We start from the raw sequence: 16,434 nt of genomic DNA on the forward strand, positions 1-16,434 counted from the left end.
GCACCTGAAAGCATTCGATATTCGGCTCCCAAATGCAACAACTAAAAGATAGGAGCCCGCATGGAACTGGTAACCATGCACACGCATACGAACTACACCGGCCACGGCCACGGCACCGTTGCCGAGCTGGTGGACGCCGCCGCGGCCGCCAAGCTCGGCGCCATCGCCGTCACCGAGCATTACCCCATGTCGGCGGCCATGGATCCCGACAACGTGGTCTCCATGGCGTGGGATCGCCTGCCCGATTACCTCATCGATATCGCCGCAGCGGCCGCCGCGCATCCCGAGATGCAGGTCATCCCCGGCTGCGAGATCGACTGGCTCGGCGCGCAGGAGGACCGCGACTTCTCCGCGCTCGACTTCTCCAACTTCATCCACGTGCTCGGCAGCGTGCACTATCTTGACGGCTGGGCCTTCGACGACCCGGCTCAAGAGGCGCGCTGGCACGACGTGGGCGTCGATTCCGTGTGGCGTCGCTATTTCGAGGTGTGGTGCCAGGCCGCCAGCTGCACCGACATGCCCTTCACGTGCATGGCGCACCCCGATCTGGTGAAGAAGTTCGGCTATCGTCCCAGCTTCAACCCCCAGTCGCTCTACGACGAAGCAGCCGAGGCCGTGCAATCGAGTGGCCGCATGGTGGAGGTGAACACCTCGGGGCTTACCTATGCGTGCGCCGAGCTGTTCCCCGCGCCCGACCTTCTGCGCACGTTCTGTCGCGCCGGCATCCCGTGCTCCATCGGCACCGACGCGCACGACCCGGCCGTGGTCGATCGCAACCTCATGCCCGGGCTTGCGGCGATGTACGAGGCGGGCTACCGCTGCGTGACGGTTCCCACCCCAACGGGCGACCGGCGCCAGATTGCGCTAGAGTAAAAGCGGCGAAAGCCCCGTCGAAGCGTCGGGGCGCATGACCGGGGCCTGCAGCCCCGGTCATTCCAAGGGAAGCCTCATCACATGGAAGGACTTGATGGACATGGCTTCGAAGAAGATCAAGATCGAAGGTTCCAAGGAAAAGGGCGTGCAGGGCGAAGGCAAGTCTGAGCTGTTGCGCGTGGAGGTCGGCGGTTTGCGTGCCAAAAGCTTCCAACTTTCGGTGGGCGCGCTTGAGCAGGCGCTCCTGGCTGAGTTTCCGGCGGCCGACGCCGAGGAGTGGGACCGCACCGGCCTTCTGGTGGGCGATCCTGCCGCGCCGGTGCGAGCGGTGGCCGTGGCGCTCGATCCTACGGTAGGCGCTATCGATGCGGCCGCAGACGCGGGTGCGAACGTGCTCGTCACGCATCATCCGGCTTATTTGACTCCGCCCACGTCGTTCCAGCCGGCATCGTCGCCGGCGCTGAACTCCGGCGCCGTGGTGTATCGCGCCATCCAGCGGGGCGTGGCGCTCATGAACTTCCATACCGCCCTCGACGTTTCCGCCCGGGCCCAGCGTATGCTGCCCGGCATGCTGGGGCTGTCGCTGCGCGGGGTGGTGGAGCCGAAGGCGGGCTGCGCCGAGAAGGGCTACGGCCAGCTGTGCGCTCCTGCCGAGAGGATGACGTTCGGCCAGCTTGCCGCGCGCTGCACCAGCGTGTTCGGCCGCGCGCCGCGCGTGTGGGGGAGCTTCGAGCGTGCGGTTGGCAGCATCGTCACCTGCACGGGATCGGCGGGCCCCACGGGTCGCGCTGCCCTTGCCGCCGGCGCCGACGTGCTCGTGGCGGGCGAGGTCAAATACCATGATGCGCTCGATCTGTCCCAGGCCGGCATGGCCGTGATCGATCTTGGTCACGATACCTCCGAGCTGCCGTTCTGCGGCGTGCTCGCCGCCAGCGTGCGCGATGCCGGGGTGCCCGATGAGCTGGTCGCGGTGGTGTCGCAGCGCGACAGGTGGTCCTACCCCGAGGCCGTGCGCGTGTAACTTGCAAACCGCGCCCTGCGCCGCGGTATGGCTGCACGCGGGGCGCCCGAACGAAAAGGATTCGCATGAGGATCGACTCCGAGGTTTTGGCCGCGTTTTTGCATATGCAGGAACTCGATGTGCAAATCATCCGCGCCGAGAAGCAGCTCCAGGAACTGCCCGAGCGCAAGGCTATCGCCGATGCCATGGCGAAGAAGCGTGCTGTCGCCGCCAAGGCGGAACAGGTGGAGAAGCTTGCAGCTAAGGCAGAGGACAAGCTTGCGCGCATCACCGAGGAGGATGACGGCCTGGCCGAGAAGGCCCGCCGCATCCAGGACGAGATCGAGCAGGCCCAAGGCGATTTCCGCACCGTCGATGCGCGTACCAAGGAGCTGACGGGCGTCCAGGAGCGCCGGGATGTCCTTGAGGAGGATATGCGCGCCGTCGATGCCGAGCTGGAGAAGATCAAGGCGGTGCGCGCCCAGGTCGCCGCGGCGCTAGGGCAGCTCGAGGGCATCGAGAACAGCGCCGGCGCCGCGTTCGCGCAAAAAGGCGGCGAGCTGAAGCAGCGCATCGCCGACATGCAGGCCAAGCGCAAGTCTATGGCTCAACGCGTGCCCGCCGAAGATATGAAGCTCTACGAGCGGACCGCCGCAGCCACCGCCGGCGTACCTTTGGCCTTGCTTGTGGAAGAGCGTTGCGGCGCATGCCGCACGCCCATCGAGCACGGCCGCGTCATCGACATGCGCTCCCAGGGCAACGTGGCCACGTGCCCCAACTGCGGCCGTCTGCTTATCTTGCGGGCGCATTAGGGTGCTGCTTCGCTTACCATCGATTACGGGTTTGTGCGGCGGCCCCGTCCCTGTTTGGGGCGGGGTCGCCGCCTTCTATTGCCAGGGCGGAGCTGTAAGCGTTTGCGGATCGGGCGCTCGCAAGGCAGGGGATTCAATCCCTGTATAGGCAACCCTCGCGGAATCGGGTTCGCATATGGTTCTGGTTGCCAGGGTTCCGCCCGGCGGTAAAGCCTCCCGAACGTAAGAAGGCCCCCGCTCGCAGAGCGGGGGCCTTCGTTTTCCCGTATGGGATGTTCCGCGAAGGTGTTACGCGCGGGTGACCTTGCCGGCCTTCATGCACTTGGTGCAGACGTTGGCCTTGCGGACATGGCCCTTGGCGTCCTTGATGGTGACCTTCTGGATGTTGGGACGGAACCAACGGTTCGTCACGCGGTGGGAATGGCTGACGTTACGACCGGCAACGGGGCCCTTACCGCAGATTTCGCAAACTTTAGACATTATTCATCACTCCATGTACCTAGGTTGCATGTATCGGCGCGAACGCCGCTCTTGCACAAAAAGCCCTCCAACTATACCACACGTACTTGCAGCATCACAAGATTATTTCGTGTTTATGCCTTGCATGCGCCATGCATGCATACCGTCTGCACAATTGCATGCGCTATACTGCCAGCAGAAGTTTCGAGCCCGCATATGCGAGCCAGAAAGGAACGCCATGAACGATACCATTCCCGGCAACCTCCACGTTGCCAACGATGTCCTGGCCGACATGGTCGGCAACGCCGCTCTCGAGTGCTACGGCGTCGTCGGCATGGCCGCACCTTCCGCTGCCGACGGAATCGCCAAGATCCTGCCCGCCAGCCGCCTGCGCCGCGGCGTGACGGTCACCGCCACCGATGCCGGCGTGCACGTGGCGCTGTACGTCGTCATCGAGTACGGCACCAATATCAACACGGTGTCCCAGAACCTGGTCGACCAGGTCACGTTCGTCTTGAAGGAGTATGCGCGCGTCCCGCTGGACGGGGTTGAAGTGCATGTGCAGGGCGTGAAGGTCCGCAAGTAGCGCGCGCCCAAGCGTCTTGCCGCCTGCCCCAATGAAGGAGAATCCCATCAATGTCTAGTACCTATACCAGCAACGACCTGGTCAACGCCATCGCGGCCGCCAGCAAAAACCTCAGCGCGCGCAAAGACGAGGTCAACCGCCTCAACGTCTTCCCCGTGCCCGATGGCGACACCGGCACGAACATGTCGCTGACGCTGGAATCCGTCGTTGCAAGCCTGGCCAAGCTGCCCATCGGCGCCTCCGCCGCCGAGATCCGCAAGGCCATCACCACCGGCGCGCTCATGGGCGCGCGCGGCAACTCCGGCGTCATCACCTCGCAGATCTTGCGCGGCCTGTGCGAAGGCTCCAACGGCTTCGACGCCGTTTGCGCCGAGTCCATCGAGTCCGCCCTGGCCAAGGCCCAGGACGTGGCGTTTCACGCGGTGCGCAAGCCCGTCGAGGGCACCATCCTCACCGTGTTGAAGGACTCCGCTGCCGCCGCCAAGTATGCCCGCAAGAAGAAGATGTCGGCCGATGAGGCGCTGTCCCACGTCGTCGAGCAGGCGTATGCCAGCGTGCAGCGCACGCCCGAGCTGCTTCCCGTGCTGAAGGAGAACGGCGTGGTGGACTCCGGCGGCTACGGCCTTGCCATCCTCATCGACGGCTTCGTGGCCGCCCTCACGGGTAAGGAAGGCCCTCTCGTCGACGAGCTGGCCTTCGCGCGCGACGCCGCTCCGAAGGTCGAGATCGAGCAGATCAACGACTGGGAGGGTAGCGAGTTCACCTACTGCAACGAGTTCCTGGTGGATTCCGACACGCTCGACAAGGCTGAGGCGCTGGACTTCCTGGCAACCATGGGCGACTGCGAGCTGTGCGTGGGCGAGACCCCGAAGTTCAAGGTGCACGTGCACTCCAACACGCCTGACAAGGTGCTGGCGTACTTCCTGGAGCGCGGCCAGATCTCCGAGGTGTTCATCCACAATATGAAGCTGCAGTCCGAGGAGCGCACCGAGAAGCTCGAGGCCGAGCAGCATGCCGAGCACAAGCCGCTCGGGTTCGTGGCCGTCGCCGCCGGCCAGGGCAACGCCAAGATCTTGGAGTCGCTCGGCGTCGACGTCGTCGTCTCCGGCGGTCAGACCATGAACCCCTCCACGAAGGACCTGCTCGATGCCGCCGCCAAGGTCAACGCCGACGCGGTCATCTTCCTTCCGAACAACAAGAACATCATCATGGCCGCCCAGTCCGCCTGCGAGCTGTCCGACATCCCGGCGGGCGTCGTGCCCACCAAGTCCGTTCCGCAGGCCTTCGCAGCCATGTTCGGCGTTGACGGAGAGGCGTCGCTCGAGGATAACGTCGAGGCCATGACCGAAGCGTTCGCCGACGTCAAGACCGGCGAGGTCACCACCGCCATCAAGGATTCCAAGGACGCCGAGGGCAACGCCATCGCCGATGGCGACGTCATCGGCATCGCCGACGGCGCCATCCATGCCGTAGGCCACAGCGTTTCCGACGTCGTCATGGGCCTGCTCGAGCACATGGAGGCCGACGATTGCGACACCTGCACGCTGCTCGCCGGCGAAGACCTCTCCGAAGAGGACTTCCAGGCGCTGCAGGAGCGCATCGAGCAAGCCTACGAGGACTTGGAGATCGACGCGCACCGCGGCGATCAGCCCCTGTACCCCATCGTCTTCTCCGTGGAGTAGGGCGGCAACGTGGCCGATAGGCTCGCAGCAACATTAGCCTTAGATGAACCCGCGTCGCGCGTGAAGCTGGTCAGCCCGGCTCGCGCGCAGGCGCTTGCGGGTTTGGGCGTGCGCACGGTCCGCGACCTGCTCACGCACTTTCCCCGACGCTACATAGACCTGTCGAAGCGCGAGACCGTCGCCGGCGCGCGCATCGGCGGGTCGTGCACTATCCAGGGGTCCGTCCATGAGGTCAAGCTCAAGCGTCCGCGCCCCAACCTCACGCTCGTCGAGATCGCGGTGGTGGACGCAACCGGCGTGCTCATGGTCACTTGCTTTCGCCAGCCTTGGTTGAAAGACCAGCTCAAACCCGGCATGGGTATCGCCGTCGCCGGCAAGGTGGAGTTCGATTACGGCTTCAAGCGCATGGTGAACCCCTATATCGAGCAGCTCGGCGACGGCCAGATGGCCGAGGGCATGATCATCCCCGTGCATCCGGCATGCGAGAAGATCTCGGCAGCGTGGATGCGCCGTTTGGTGGGAAACGCGCTCGATGCCGTGCAAGGCTGCTACGATCCGCTGCCGCTCGATCTGCGCGTGCGGTATCGGCTCATGGCGCGCGGCGCCGCGCTGTCGTGCATCCATTTCCCGCATACCATGGAGGAGGCGGCCGAAGCGCGCCGCCGCCTGGTATACGAGGAGCTGCTGCTGCTCGAGCTCGTGCTCATGTCGCAGGCTGCGCAGCGTACCGCCGGAGCGCAGCCGACGGCGCATGTGGTTGACGGCCCGTGCGCGGCGGCGCTCGACTGCGTCATGCCGTTCGCCCTCACCGAGGAACAGCAGCAGGCCCGCGCCGACATCCTTGCGCGCATGGCGGCGCCCGAGGCGGCCAACCACATGCTGCTCGGCGACGTGGGCACGGGCAAAACCGCCGTCGCGGCCTTCGCCCTTGCCGCAGTGGCCGACACGGGCACCCAGGCGGCGCTCATGGCGCCCACCGAGGTGCTCGCGCGCCAGCATGCCGCGTCGCTGGGGAAGTGGTTCGACGAAGTGGGCGTCACCTGGGGCCTGCTCACGGGCTCCACGTCCGATGACGAGCGCGCCCGTCTGATCGAAGGCGCCGTCGACGGCGGCATCTGCGTGCTCATCGGCACGCACGCGCTGCTCGAGCCCGATGTTCGCTTCAAGCGTCTCACGCTCGCGGTCATCGACGAGCAGCAGCGCTTCGGCGTGGAGCAGCGCGCGGCGCTCCTTTCCAAGGGCGAAGCCCCCGATGCGCTCTACCTGACGGCCACGCCCATTCCCCGTACGCTCGCGCTGGCGGTGTTCGGCGATATGACGCTGTCCTACATCAAGCACCGTCCCAACGACTCGGCCCGCCGCACCACGCACGTCGTGTCGAAGGCCGATCAGGGCAGGGCTTACGATGCGGCGCGCGAGGCGCTGTCTCGCGGCGAGCAGGTGTACGTGGTTTGCCCGCTTATCGGGCAGGATGCCGAAGCGCGCGATAAGCGGGCCGGAGGTCGGGGCAGGGAAGCCGACGAGGAGGCCTACGAGTTCGCGTCCATCAGCATCGAGTCGGACGCCGATTTCGCCGGCGATAACGTCACGGCCGCAACCAAGGAAGCGTCCTATCTGCAGCAGACGGTGTTCGCCGATTGGCATGTGGAGTTGTTGCACGGGCGCATGAAGCCCGCCGACAAGGACGCCGTCATGGGCCGGTTCCGCGACAACGAAACGCAGGTGCTCGTGGCGACCACCGTCATCGAGGTGGGCGTGGACGTGCCCAACGCCACGGTCATGATCGTCATGGACGCCGACCGTTTCGGGCTCTCGCAGCTCCATCAGCTGCGCGGGCGCGTGGGCCGCGGCGAGAAGCCGGCGCAGGTGTTTTTGGTCTCCACCTCGAAATCCGAGCAGTCCCTGGCGCGCCTTGCCGCCATGGAGGGCACCGATGACGGTTTCGAGCTGGCGAAATACGACTTGTCGCTGCGGCGCGAGGGCGACATCTTGGGTAACCGGCAAAGCGGAGCGAGCGCGCTGAAGCTCGTCAACATCGTGCGCGATGAGCGGGTCATCCAGGCCGCGCACGCCGATGCCGCCGCCATCATGGCGGCGGACCCCGGGCTTGCCGAGCCCGATCACCAGGCGCTCGCGCTCGAGCTTCGTCGCACGTTTCCCGAGCAGGCGCCCGCAAGATAGCCGATACGTTTCGAGCCGCGCCCTATGACGGTGCGGTTCCAGAAAGAGGTAGGTATGAGGATCATCGCAGGTCAGTTCCGCGGTCGAACGCTGGCCGCACCTAAGGGCGACGGCACCCGTCCCACTACCGACCGCGTGCGCGAGTCGCTCATGAGCGCCGTGTTCAGCCAGCGCGGCGGCTTCGAGGACGCCGTGGTACTCGACGCCTTCGCCGGGTCGGGCGCGCTCGGCCTGGAGGCCCTGTCGCGCGGCGCAGCCCGCGCGGTGTTCTACGAGTGCGCCCCCGAGGCGGCGAAGGTCGTGCAGAAGAACGTGGCGAATCTGGGCCTCGAGCCGGCCCGCGCCACCGTCATGCGCGCCGACGTCATCGAGCGTGCCCCGCAGTTCGCCCGCCCGCCGTTCGACCTGATCTTCCTGGACCCGCCCTATGCCTACGACGCCATGGCGGTGCTGGGCATGGTGGCGGGTTTGGTGGAGCGCGGCGTGGCCGCCCCCGACGCCATCGTGGTCTACGAGCATTCGCTTGCCGGCAACGATGCATCCGCCCTGGCAGCCGCCGAGCTGGGCTTCGAGCTTGCATCCCGCAAGAAGTACGGCGATACTACCGTGGACGTGCTGCGCGCCGGCGAGCGCGCCGCGTCCGATAACGACTAAGAAGGAGCAGCGTCATGAAACGCGCATTGACCCCCGGCACGTTCGACCCCATCACCTCGGGGCATCTCGACGTCATCGCCCGCGCCTCCCAGCTGGTGGACGAGGTTGTGGTCGCCGTCGCCGATTCCCAGAAGAAAGGCCCTCTGTTCACGCTCGAGGAGCGCGTCGAGCTGGTCCGTCAAGCCACCGCGCATCTGCCCAACGTGCGCGTGGAGCCCTTCAAGGGCCTGCTCGTCGATTTCGCCAAGGAGCTTGACGCCACCGTGGTGGTCAAGGGCCTGCGAGCCATCACCGACTTCGAGTACGAGTTCCAGATGACGGCCATGAACTACCAGCTTTCCCCGCAGCTCGAGACGCTGTTCATCATGTCCCCGCCGCAGTACATGTACCTGTCCAGCTCCATCGTGCGCGAGATCTCGAAGATGGGCGGGGATATCCAGCAGTTCGTGCCCCCGTGCGTCTACGAGGCGCTTAAGAAGAAGTACGCGAACCTGCAGTAGGACGGATGCCTCCGCCGGCTCTTTCGCCGGCGGGCGAAGATCTGCCGTGGTGCCGTCCTGCGTAGGGCCGTTGCCGCCCGTCCGAATCCGGGTACGCGAAGTGCTTGCCGGCATCGCGCGCTTGCGCAGGTTGGATGCGCCTCGCCCGTGTTTGGGCGGGGCGCATCGTATGTGCATGCTTTGTTCTTCAGGTGCAAGCGGCGGGCGGCATGCTATCATGCTTATCTGCATGCGTGGCCTTATGCCCGTGTGCCTAAACGCAGTTTTCAAACGCAGCAAGCCTGGGTGGAAGGATCATCATGGACGAAACAGGGGTTCTGGGGCTTTTGGAAGAGCTCTCGATTCTGCTTGAGGACTCTAAGCCGGTGTTCGGCAAGGGCAACCTGCGCCAGGTGGATATCGCTGCAGCTTTCGAGATCATGGACGAGATCCGCGACACGTTCCCCAGCGAGTTCTCGCAGTCGCGCCAGATCGTGCGCGAGCGTCAAAGCCTGCTCGATGATGCCGAGGCCGAGGCCAACCGCATGATCGAGGATGCACGCAGCCAGGCGATGACCATCGCCTCCGAGCAGGAGATCGTGCGCATCTCCCAGCAGCAGGCCGACCAGCTGGTCGCCGATGCGCGCGAGCTCGAGCGTCAGACGCGCGCCGGTGCGGAAGATTACGCCGACGAGGTGTTCGGCCACGTCGAGCAAAGCCTCGATACGCTGCTCAACAACGTGCGCCGTTGCCGCGACCGCCTCAACGCCAACGCCATGGCGCAGGGTCGCCAATAATGGACGCCGTGAAGTTCGAGGTCCCGCCGGAGCTCTTCGTTACCACGGAGAGCTCCTCTTTTGCAGGGCAACTTGCCTTGGGGGCGCTTGAGGCGGGCCCCGATACCTATACGTTCTCGCAGCCCGTGGACTGGAACGTCACCGTCACCAACACCGGCGACGCGCTTCTGGTCATGGGCAGCGCCCGTGGCACGGCAACGGTCGCGTGCGCACGCTGCCTGGATGACTTCCAGGTTGACCTCAACGGGGAAGTGGAAGGCTACTTCCTGCTCTCCGAGGACGGTCCGGCTCCCGAGGACATGGACGACGACGAGTTCGAAGTGCTCGGCGCCGACAAGATCCTCGACTTGGAGCCGCTTATCATCGCCGCGCTTCTGGTGGAGGCGCCTCTCGTGCCCCTGTGCCGAGAGGACTGCGCCGGATTGTGCGCGCAGTGCGGCGCCAACCTCAACGAAGGGCCGTGCGCATGCTCCGCTCAGCCCGACGACGGCCTGCCGCGCATGTCCGACGGCCGCGTCAGCCCCTTCGCCGCTCTGAAGGACCTGGATCTGGGCGAGTAGCTGCCCGGATTATGGAACCTGCATGGGTTTGTGTGCGCCTGGCGAACAGGCACTTGCATGCGCAGGAACACTTTGGTAGTATATCGCTTCGCGTGTTTACCAAGCGAACGAGCGAGCGCCACGCGCGCCCGACATAAAGCAAGGAGATAGATCATGGCAGTACCTAAGCAAAAAATGGGCCGCGCCCGCACTCATGCACGTCGTAGCACCAACGACAAGATCGCAGCCCCTTCCCGTTCCGTGTGCCCTCAGTGCGGCGAGGCTAAGCTTCCCCACCGCGTGTGCCCGAACTGCGGCTTCTACAAGAACCGCGAGGTCATCGAGACGGAGTAACGCCGTCACAGCGTGCAATTGCAACTTGAAGCCTCTCTGCGGCGCCATTGGCGCAGAGAGGCTTTCTTGCGTTTAGCAGCGCCGTCCCCTCGGCGCGCAACGCCTGCTAGGGAAAGGGTGTCAATATGACAGACAACGTCACCATCGCAGTGGATGCCATGGGCGGCGACAACGCTCCCGAGGTCGTGCTCGAGGGCGTGGCGGCGGCGCTTGCCGCCGATGAGGGGCTTACCGTCATCTTGTGCGGTCCCGCCGACGTGGTCGAGCCGTTCGCCGCGCAGCACGCACGCTGCCGCGCACAGGTTGCCGCCGAGGTCATCGAGATGGCCGAGCACCCCGCGCAGGCCGTGCGCAAGAAGAAGGACAGTTCCATCGTGGTGGGCTGCCGCCTGGTCAAGGAAGGCCAGGCCCAAGGTTTCTTCTCCGCCGGCTCCACGGGCGCCTGCCTGGCGGCCGCCACGCTGGTCATGGGGCGCATCAAGGGCATCTCGCGCCCGTGTTTGGCCACGGTCGTGCCTAGCCCCGTCCGCCCCATCGTGCTGTGCGACGTCGGCGCCAACGCCGATTGCAAGCCCGAGTACCTGGTGCAGTTCGCCCAGATGGGCAGCGTGTATGCGCAGAAGATCTTGGGCTACGAGTCGCCCAAAGCCGCGCTTCTCAACATCGGCGAGGAGGACACCAAGGGCAACGCGCTTGCCCAGGAGGCCCATCAGCTCATGGCCAAGCGCTTGCCCAACTTCGCCGGGAACTGCGAGGGCCGCGATGTGCTCGGCGCGCAGTACGAAGTGGTGGTCACCGATGGGTTCACCGGCAACGTGTGCCTGAAGACCATCGAGGGCGCCTCGAAGGTGCTGTTCGGCGCCATCAAGGACGCCATGATGTCCACCACGAAGGGCAAGATCGGCGCCCTGTGCGTCAAAGACGGTCTGAAGGGCTTGAAAAGCCAGGTGTCGCCCGACACCTACGGCGGCGCCCCGCTTCTCGGCGTGAAAGGCGCCTGTATCGTCGGACACGGAAGCTCGGGCGCGGCGGCCATCGAAAACGGCGTGCTCACTACGGCGCGCGTGGTGCGCCAGGACGTTTCTGAAATAATTCAGCACATGGCCCAGGCTGGAAACGGCTCGGATACAATCAAGTAACACCATAGGGACCAGCCGCTTTATGCGGTATGGTCGTATCATCATCGATTCTCATTCATAACGGTTTCGGAGGTTGCATGACCTTTACAGAAGAACAAGCCTCAAAACTGCAGAGGGCGGAGGAGGTCCTGGGCTACTCGTTTTCCAACAAGCAGCTCATCTTGTCCGCTATCACGCACCCATCGGCCATCGAAGGCCGTGCAGTGAAGTATTCCTACGAGCGCCTGGAGTTTCTGGGCGACTCCATCTTGGGCGCCATCGTCGCCGACGTCGCGTTCGAGCGCTTCCATGAGCTCGACGAAGGCGGTTTGACGCGCATCAAGGTGGCGCTCGTGTCGGGCGCAAGCCTGTCCGATGTGGCGTCGGGCCTTGGCTTCGCCGACATCATCGTGTTCGGCTCCTCGGAAACGGGCACGGGCAAGCGCGGCCTGCATTCCGCGCTCGAAAACGTCTACGAGGCCGTGGTGGCCGCGTTGTACCTGGACGGCGGCGTGGAGGCGGCGCGCGATTTCATCTATCGCACGCTTATCCCGCGCATGTCCGAGGACATGGCACTCGAGCCGGAGAACCCCAAAAGCGCGCTGCAGGAGCGCCTGCAGGAAGACGGCATCACGCCCACCTATAAGCTGGTGGAAACGCAGGGACCGCCGCATGACCGCACGTTTGTGGCGCAGGTGTTCGCAGGCAATCAGGGTCTGGCGCGCGGAACGGGCCGCACGAAGAAGGAAGCGGAAAGCCAGGCGGCGAAGTCCACGCTGTCGCGTCTCGGCGAGTTTTTCGGTTTGGGCATGGATGAGCAGGCCCGCGCCGAGAAGGCCGCCGCGGCCAAGCAGGCCAAGGCAGACAAGGCTGCGGCTCGTGCCGAGGAGAAGGCGCGCAAGAAGCATGAGCGCGAGCTGCATAAGAGCATGAAACAGGGCTAACGCATGTACTTGAAGTCGCTCGTGCTCAAGGGCTTCAAGTCGTTCGCCGACAGAAGCGCGCTTTCCCTGGAGCCGGGCATCACCGCCGTAGTGGGTCCGAACGGCTCCGGCAAATCCAATATCTCCGATGCCGTGCTGTGGGTGCTTGGCGAGCGCAATGCCAAGCATCTGCGCGGCCAGGCTATGGAAGACGTCATCTTCGCAGGCTCGTCGGCCCGAAAGGCCACGGGCCTTGCCGAGGTTGAGCTGGTGCTCGACAACTCCGATGGCAAGCTGCCGGTCGACTTCAACGAGGTTTCCATCACGCGACGCATGTATCGAAGCGGTGAAAGCGAGTATCTCATCAACGGCAGCGTGGCGCGCCGCATGGACGTGCTCGACATCCTGCACGATTCCGGTTTGGGCACCGGCACGCATTCGATCATCGGCCAGGGCAGCTTGGACTCCATCCTGCAATCCAAGCCCGAGGACCGCCGCGCGCTCATCGAGGAGGCCGCCGGCGTGCTCAAGCACAAGCAGCGCAAGGCGAAAAGCGAGCGCAAGCTGGCCGCCATGGATGCCACGCTCGCGCGCGTGCGCGATGTGGCGGGCGAGGTGGGCCGCCAGCTCGGACCGCTCGAGCGCAAGGCGAAGAAGGCCCGCGCTTACCAAGAGCTCTCCGGGCAGCTTACCGACGTCAGCTTGGCGCTGGCCGTGGACGACCTGCGTTGCCTGCGTCAAAGCTGGGATGAGGCTTGCGCCGGCGAGCATCAGCTGGTGGAAGACCTTCAGGCTCGTCATCAGGACATTTCCACTGCGGAAGCCGCCGCCGAGGCGTTGCAGGAGCAGATCCGCAAGCAAACTCAGAATGCAGGCGACCTGTCGCGCAGCTATCAGCGTGCGTCGTCGGCAGTGGAGCGCTTCGACGGCGCCGTGCTGCTGTTGCACGAGAAGCGCCGTGGGGCGCAGGGCCTTGAGGCCGATGTGCGCGTGAAGCTGGAGTCGGGCCGCGCTAAGCGCGCCGAGGCCGTTGCCGAGCGCGAGCAGGCGGCAGCCCAGCTTGAGGCGGTGCGCCGCGACCATGCCGCCGCGAAGGCCGCCGTCGAGCGCCTTGACGACTCCCGTCGCGAGAACGCCCAGGCCCGCCGCAGCGTGGAGGACGAGCTCGATCAGCTCAAGCGCCAGGGCCGCGCCGACGATCGCGCTTCCGAGGACGCGCGGCGCCGCCTGTCGCAAACGCAGGAGGCGCTTGCCAACGGCTTGGCCCATGCCAAGCTGGTGGAAGGGCGCGCCAAGGAGCTCGAGCTGGCGCTCGGCCACGCTGAGGAGCAGGCTCAAAAGCTCGAGGACGCCCGTGCTTCCGCCCAGCGCTCGCTCGATGATGCCCAGCAGGCCGAATCGCAGGCGCGCGGCGCCGTCGCCGCGGCCATTAAAGAGCGCGATGCCGCCCGTGCCGCGCTTGACGAGGCTCATCGCCAGGTCACCTCGCTCGAAAGCCGCATTTCCGCGCTCGAGGAGGTTGAGCGCGCATCGGCCGCAGCTGGGCCTGCCCGCGCATGGCTCATCGAGCATGCGCGCATATCCGGTCAGCAGCTCGAGCCCCTGGCCCGCGTCGTGCGCGCGCCGCAGGGCTTCGAGGCGCTTGTGGAGCATCTGCTCTCCGGCGATGCCGAGGCGCTTATGACCCCTTCGGTCGATGCTGCGGCGGGCCTTGCGGGCAGCGTGCTGGAAAGCGGTCGTGACGGCCAGGTGTCGCTGCTTCCCGCCGGCGGTATGCGTTCCGGCGCCTCCGCGCGCCAGGCCGCGCAGGCTTCCGGCGGCACGGCGCTTGTGGACATGCTGGAATACCCCGAGCAGGCAGCGTCCACGGTGGAGGCCCTGCTCGGCGACGTGGTGGTGTGCGAAACCTTCGAGGCGGCGCGTCATGCTCAGGCGGCGCGCATGCAAGATCGCTCGGCTGTCCCTGTGCGCTTCGTGTCGGCCGATGGGTGCATCGCCTGGCCCAGCGGCAAGCTCACGGTGGGAACGGTGGACGCCGGCGCCGAGGGCGCCTTGGCCCGTGCGCGACAGCTCGACGAGCTGCGCGCATCGCTTCGTATCGCATCCGAACAGCATAAGGAAGCCGAACAGACGGAGCGCCAAGCCGAGGAGGCGTTGCGCGCCGCCCAGGCAGAAAGCCTTCAGCTTTCCCAGCAGCTGGCCGAGCGCCGTGGAGCCGCGCAGGCGGCGTCGGCCGAGGCCAAGCGCGCCGCCGATGCGCTCGCGTCCACGCGCCGCGAGTTCGCCGACGTCGAGCGCCAGCGCCAGCAGGCGGATAAGACGGTCGCCGAGGCGCGCCCTAACGTCGACAAGCTTGAGGCGCAGCTGGCCGAGCTTGCGCAAGCGGGCCAAGCCCGTGCCGTGCGCACTGAGGAGCTTGAAGCCAAGGTGGTGCCGCTTCGCAAGGAGGCGGCGCAGCTGCGTGACGGCTTGTCGGAGGCGAAGCTCTCGGCTGCCACGCTGCGCGAGCGCGACACTTATACCGCGCGCATCGTGGACGCTCGCGGCCGCGACGTGGCCGCGGTGGACGCCGCCGAGGACGAGCTGAAAAACCAGCTGGCGCGCAAGATCGTGGCGCAGCGCCGCATCGCGCCGCTTCTGGCGGTGTTCGAGGAGCTCACCGCAAGCGCCCGTCGCTGGACGCACGACCTTGAGCAGCGGGCCCAGCAGGCGCAAGATTCGTCGGCGGGCCTGCATGCGCAGGTCACCGCTGCGCGCGAGCAGGCAAAGGCCGCCCACGACGCTTACGATGACGTGAACGCGCGCCTGTCGGCGGCCCGTGTGGAGAAGGGCCGGCTGGAGGTGCGCGTCGATGCTGCCGTCAACTCCATCGTCCAAGACATGGGGGTGCCGCTTGAGACGGCGCTTGCGCTTCCCGAGCTCGAAGATCGTGGAGCCGCCGAGGAGAACGCGTTCAAGCTGCGTCGCCGCATCGCCAACATGGGCGCCATCAACCCCGATGCCGCCCAGGAGTACGAGCAATTGCGCAGCCGCTACGATTACCTGGCGGCCCAGCTGGCAGACCTCGACGGCGCGCGCCGCAGCCTTGCCAAGATCGTCCGCGTCATCGATGCGCGCATGAAAGATGACTTCGTCAGCACGTTCAACGCGGTCAACGACAACTTCCGCAGCATCTTCGCCACCTTGTTCCCGGGCGGCTCGGCCGAGCTCATCCTCACCGACCCTGACGACCTGGAGAACACGGGCGTGGAGGTCAGCGCGCAGCCGGCGGGCAAGCGCATCACGAAGATGATGCTCATGTCCGGCGGCGAGAAGTCGCTTACGGCGCTTGCGCTGCTGTTCGCGGTCTACCGCATCCGCAGCGCGCCGTTCTACATCCTCGACGAGGTTGAGGCGGCGCTTGACGACAGCAACCTGCGCAGGCTCACGGCGTATCTGCAGTCCATCCGCAACGACACGCAGCTCATCATGATCACGCACCAGCGCCGCACCATGGAGATGTCCGACGTGCTCTTCGGCGTGTCCATGCAATCCGACGGCGTCACCAAGGTGATCAGCCAGAAGCTCGACCACGCCCTGAAGTACGCGGAATAGGGAAGGTGTCGCGTAGGACAACGCGCTGGGAGATGCGGTGATGCTGGACGCGATGCCGGGTACTTTCTGGTGGGGCGGGAAGATTCCTTCCAAGGTTCCGGGTTTGCATGAATCGAACCAGGCGCGAAGAGCGCTCAGTGCGAAACAGCCAAAAGGCGAATATCGTGCGTGATGACAGGGCCGGTTACCGATTGTAACCGGCCCTGTCCCCGCTGAATTCGTGTTCGCCTGCTGCCCGGGATGCCGAGGGCGTGGCAGCAGGGTATACTTCTTCACGAATCAAACGCGTGATGCGCCGGACATGCTTGCAGATCGACCTGCAAGCATGTCGTCGGGTGTCGGGTCATAGCTGGCCGGCCGAGCTCAGGTCGGCTTGCGGGCAT

At 65.7% G+C, this 16,434-nt stretch carries 15 protein-coding genes; 14 read left to right on the plus strand and 1 reads right to left on the minus strand.

Annotation, left to right across the window (positions count from 1 at the left end):
* The first annotated feature begins 60 nt into the window (after positions 1 to 60).
* The 3 genes from RDW26_RS06165 (at position 61) to RDW26_RS06175 (ending at position 2,685) form a co-directional block, all read left to right on the plus strand.
* Positions 61 to 873, plus strand: a complete 813-nt coding sequence (locus RDW26_RS06165; RefSeq protein ID WP_307982924.1) for a histidinol-phosphatase HisJ family protein — start codon at positions 61 to 63, stop codon at positions 871 to 873.
* Between the two features lie 100 nt (positions 874 to 973).
* Positions 974 to 1,894 carry a Nif3-like dinuclear metal center hexameric protein gene (locus RDW26_RS06170; RefSeq protein ID WP_307982925.1) on the plus strand — a complete coding sequence of 307 codons (921 nt, stop codon included), beginning with the start codon at positions 974 to 976 and terminating at the stop codon, positions 1,892 to 1,894.
* A 65-nt stretch (positions 1,895 to 1,959) separates the two neighbouring features.
* The gene (locus tag RDW26_RS06175; protein ID WP_307982926.1) at positions 1,960 to 2,685 is read left to right on the plus strand and encodes a C4-type zinc ribbon domain-containing protein; all 726 of its coding nucleotides are present in this window, start codon (positions 1,960 to 1,962) and stop codon (positions 2,683 to 2,685) included.
* A 288-nt stretch (positions 2,686 to 2,973) separates the two neighbouring features.
* Here the strand turns inward: RDW26_RS06175 and rpmB are convergent, their stop codons facing one another.
* A complete protein-coding gene (gene rpmB, locus RDW26_RS06180) occupies positions 2,974 to 3,165 on the minus strand; it encodes a 50S ribosomal protein L28 (protein WP_042434542.1) in 192 nt (63 codons plus the stop codon).
* Positions 3,166 to 3,382: 217 nt separating this feature from the next.
* On the opposite strand from rpmB, the gene RDW26_RS06185 reads away from it, so the two are divergent.
* The 11 genes from RDW26_RS06185 to smc all read left to right on the plus strand — a co-directional run bounded on the left by RDW26_RS06185 (position 3,383) and on the right by smc (position 16,051).
* On the plus strand, positions 3,383 to 3,730 hold the full coding sequence (locus RDW26_RS06185) for an Asp23/Gls24 family envelope stress response protein (RefSeq protein WP_042434539.1): 348 nt from the start codon (positions 3,383 to 3,385) through the stop codon (positions 3,728 to 3,730).
* Between the two features lie 50 nt (positions 3,731 to 3,780).
* Complete coding sequence (locus tag RDW26_RS06190) at positions 3,781 to 5,412, plus strand: DAK2 domain-containing protein (RefSeq protein ID WP_307982927.1); 1,632 nt, start codon at positions 3,781 to 3,783, stop codon at positions 5,410 to 5,412.
* Positions 5,413 to 5,421: 9 nt separating this feature from the next.
* A complete protein-coding gene (gene recG / locus RDW26_RS06195; protein WP_307982928.1) occupies positions 5,422 to 7,593 on the plus strand; it encodes an ATP-dependent DNA helicase RecG in 2,172 nt (723 codons plus the stop codon).
* A 24-nt stretch (positions 7,594 to 7,617) separates the two neighbouring features.
* Positions 7,618 to 8,247 (plus strand): 16S rRNA (guanine(966)-N(2))-methyltransferase RsmD, encoded by a 630-nt coding sequence (gene rsmD / locus RDW26_RS06200; RefSeq protein WP_307982929.1) that lies wholly within the window; start codon positions 7,618 to 7,620, stop codon positions 8,245 to 8,247.
* Positions 8,248 to 8,261: 14 nt separating this feature from the next.
* Positions 8,262 to 8,747 carry a pantetheine-phosphate adenylyltransferase gene (gene coaD / locus RDW26_RS06205; RefSeq protein WP_114620390.1) on the plus strand — a complete coding sequence of 162 codons (486 nt, stop codon included), beginning with the start codon at positions 8,262 to 8,264 and terminating at the stop codon, positions 8,745 to 8,747.
* A 299-nt stretch (positions 8,748 to 9,046) separates the two neighbouring features.
* A complete protein-coding gene (locus tag RDW26_RS06210) occupies positions 9,047 to 9,523 on the plus strand; it encodes a hypothetical protein (protein WP_042434524.1) in 477 nt (158 codons plus the stop codon).
* Positions 9,523 to 10,083 carry a DUF177 domain-containing protein gene (locus tag RDW26_RS06215; protein ID WP_118349784.1) on the plus strand — a complete coding sequence of 187 codons (561 nt, stop codon included), beginning with the start codon at positions 9,523 to 9,525 and terminating at the stop codon, positions 10,081 to 10,083. The genes RDW26_RS06210 and RDW26_RS06215 overlap by 1 nt, the downstream gene beginning before the upstream one ends.
* A 153-nt stretch (positions 10,084 to 10,236) precedes the next feature.
* Entirely contained in the window at positions 10,237 to 10,416 is a 180-nt protein-coding gene (rpmF, locus tag RDW26_RS06220) for a 50S ribosomal protein L32 (protein WP_294164335.1), read from the plus strand.
* 125 nt (positions 10,417 to 10,541) lie between these two features.
* A complete protein-coding gene (gene plsX / locus RDW26_RS06225; RefSeq protein ID WP_307982930.1) occupies positions 10,542 to 11,555 on the plus strand; it encodes a phosphate acyltransferase PlsX in 1,014 nt (337 codons plus the stop codon).
* Positions 11,556 to 11,632: 77 nt separating this feature from the next.
* Positions 11,633 to 12,478, plus strand: coding sequence for a ribonuclease III (gene rnc / locus RDW26_RS06230; RefSeq protein WP_307982931.1), 846 nt, complete (start codon positions 11,633 to 11,635; stop codon positions 12,476 to 12,478).
* Positions 12,479 to 12,481: 3 nt separating this feature from the next.
* The gene (gene smc / locus RDW26_RS06235; protein WP_307982932.1) at positions 12,482 to 16,051 is read left to right on the plus strand and encodes a chromosome segregation protein SMC; all 3,570 of its coding nucleotides are present in this window, start codon (positions 12,482 to 12,484) and stop codon (positions 16,049 to 16,051) included.
* Positions 16,052 to 16,434: the final 383 nt, after the last annotated feature.

The sequence above is a fragment of the uncultured Senegalimassilia sp. genome (genome assembly GCF_902464545.1).
Lineage (GTDB): Bacteria > Actinomycetota > Coriobacteriia > Coriobacteriales > Eggerthellaceae > Senegalimassilia.

Excerpts from the sequence above, each read along its gene's own strand:
- rpmB (WP_042434542.1), bottom strand. The coding sequence starts at position 3,165 with ATGTCTAAAGTTTGCGAAATCTGCGGTAAGGGCCCCGTTGCCGGTCGT.
- RDW26_RS06185 (WP_042434539.1), top strand. The coding sequence starts at position 3,383 with ATGAACGATACCATTCCCGGCAACCTCCACGTTGCCAACGATGTCCTG.
- RDW26_RS06190 (WP_307982927.1), top strand. The coding sequence starts at position 3,781 with ATGTCTAGTACCTATACCAGCAACGACCTGGTCAACGCCATCGCGGCC.
- coaD (WP_114620390.1), top strand. The coding sequence starts at position 8,262 with ATGAAACGCGCATTGACCCCCGGCACGTTCGACCCCATCACCTCGGGG.
- plsX (WP_307982930.1), top strand. The coding sequence starts at position 10,542 with ATGACAGACAACGTCACCATCGCAGTGGATGCCATGGGCGGCGACAAC.
- smc (WP_307982932.1), top strand. The coding sequence starts at position 12,482 with ATGTACTTGAAGTCGCTCGTGCTCAAGGGCTTCAAGTCGTTCGCCGAC.
- rnc (WP_307982931.1), top strand. The coding sequence starts at position 11,633 with ATGACCTTTACAGAAGAACAAGCCTCAAAACTGCAGAGGGCGGAGGAG.
- RDW26_RS06165 (WP_307982924.1), top strand. The coding sequence starts at position 61 with ATGGAACTGGTAACCATGCACACGCATACGAACTACACCGGCCACGGC.
- RDW26_RS06210 (WP_042434524.1), top strand. The coding sequence starts at position 9,047 with ATGGACGAAACAGGGGTTCTGGGGCTTTTGGAAGAGCTCTCGATTCTG.
- rpmF (WP_294164335.1), top strand. The coding sequence starts at position 10,237 with ATGGCAGTACCTAAGCAAAAAATGGGCCGCGCCCGCACTCATGCACGT.
- RDW26_RS06175 (WP_307982926.1), top strand. The coding sequence starts at position 1,960 with ATGAGGATCGACTCCGAGGTTTTGGCCGCGTTTTTGCATATGCAGGAA.
- RDW26_RS06215 (WP_118349784.1), top strand. The coding sequence starts at position 9,523 with ATGGACGCCGTGAAGTTCGAGGTCCCGCCGGAGCTCTTCGTTACCACG.
- RDW26_RS06170 (WP_307982925.1), top strand. The coding sequence starts at position 974 with ATGGCTTCGAAGAAGATCAAGATCGAAGGTTCCAAGGAAAAGGGCGTG.
- rsmD (WP_307982929.1), top strand. The coding sequence starts at position 7,618 with ATGACGGTGCGGTTCCAGAAAGAGGTAGGTATGAGGATCATCGCAGGT.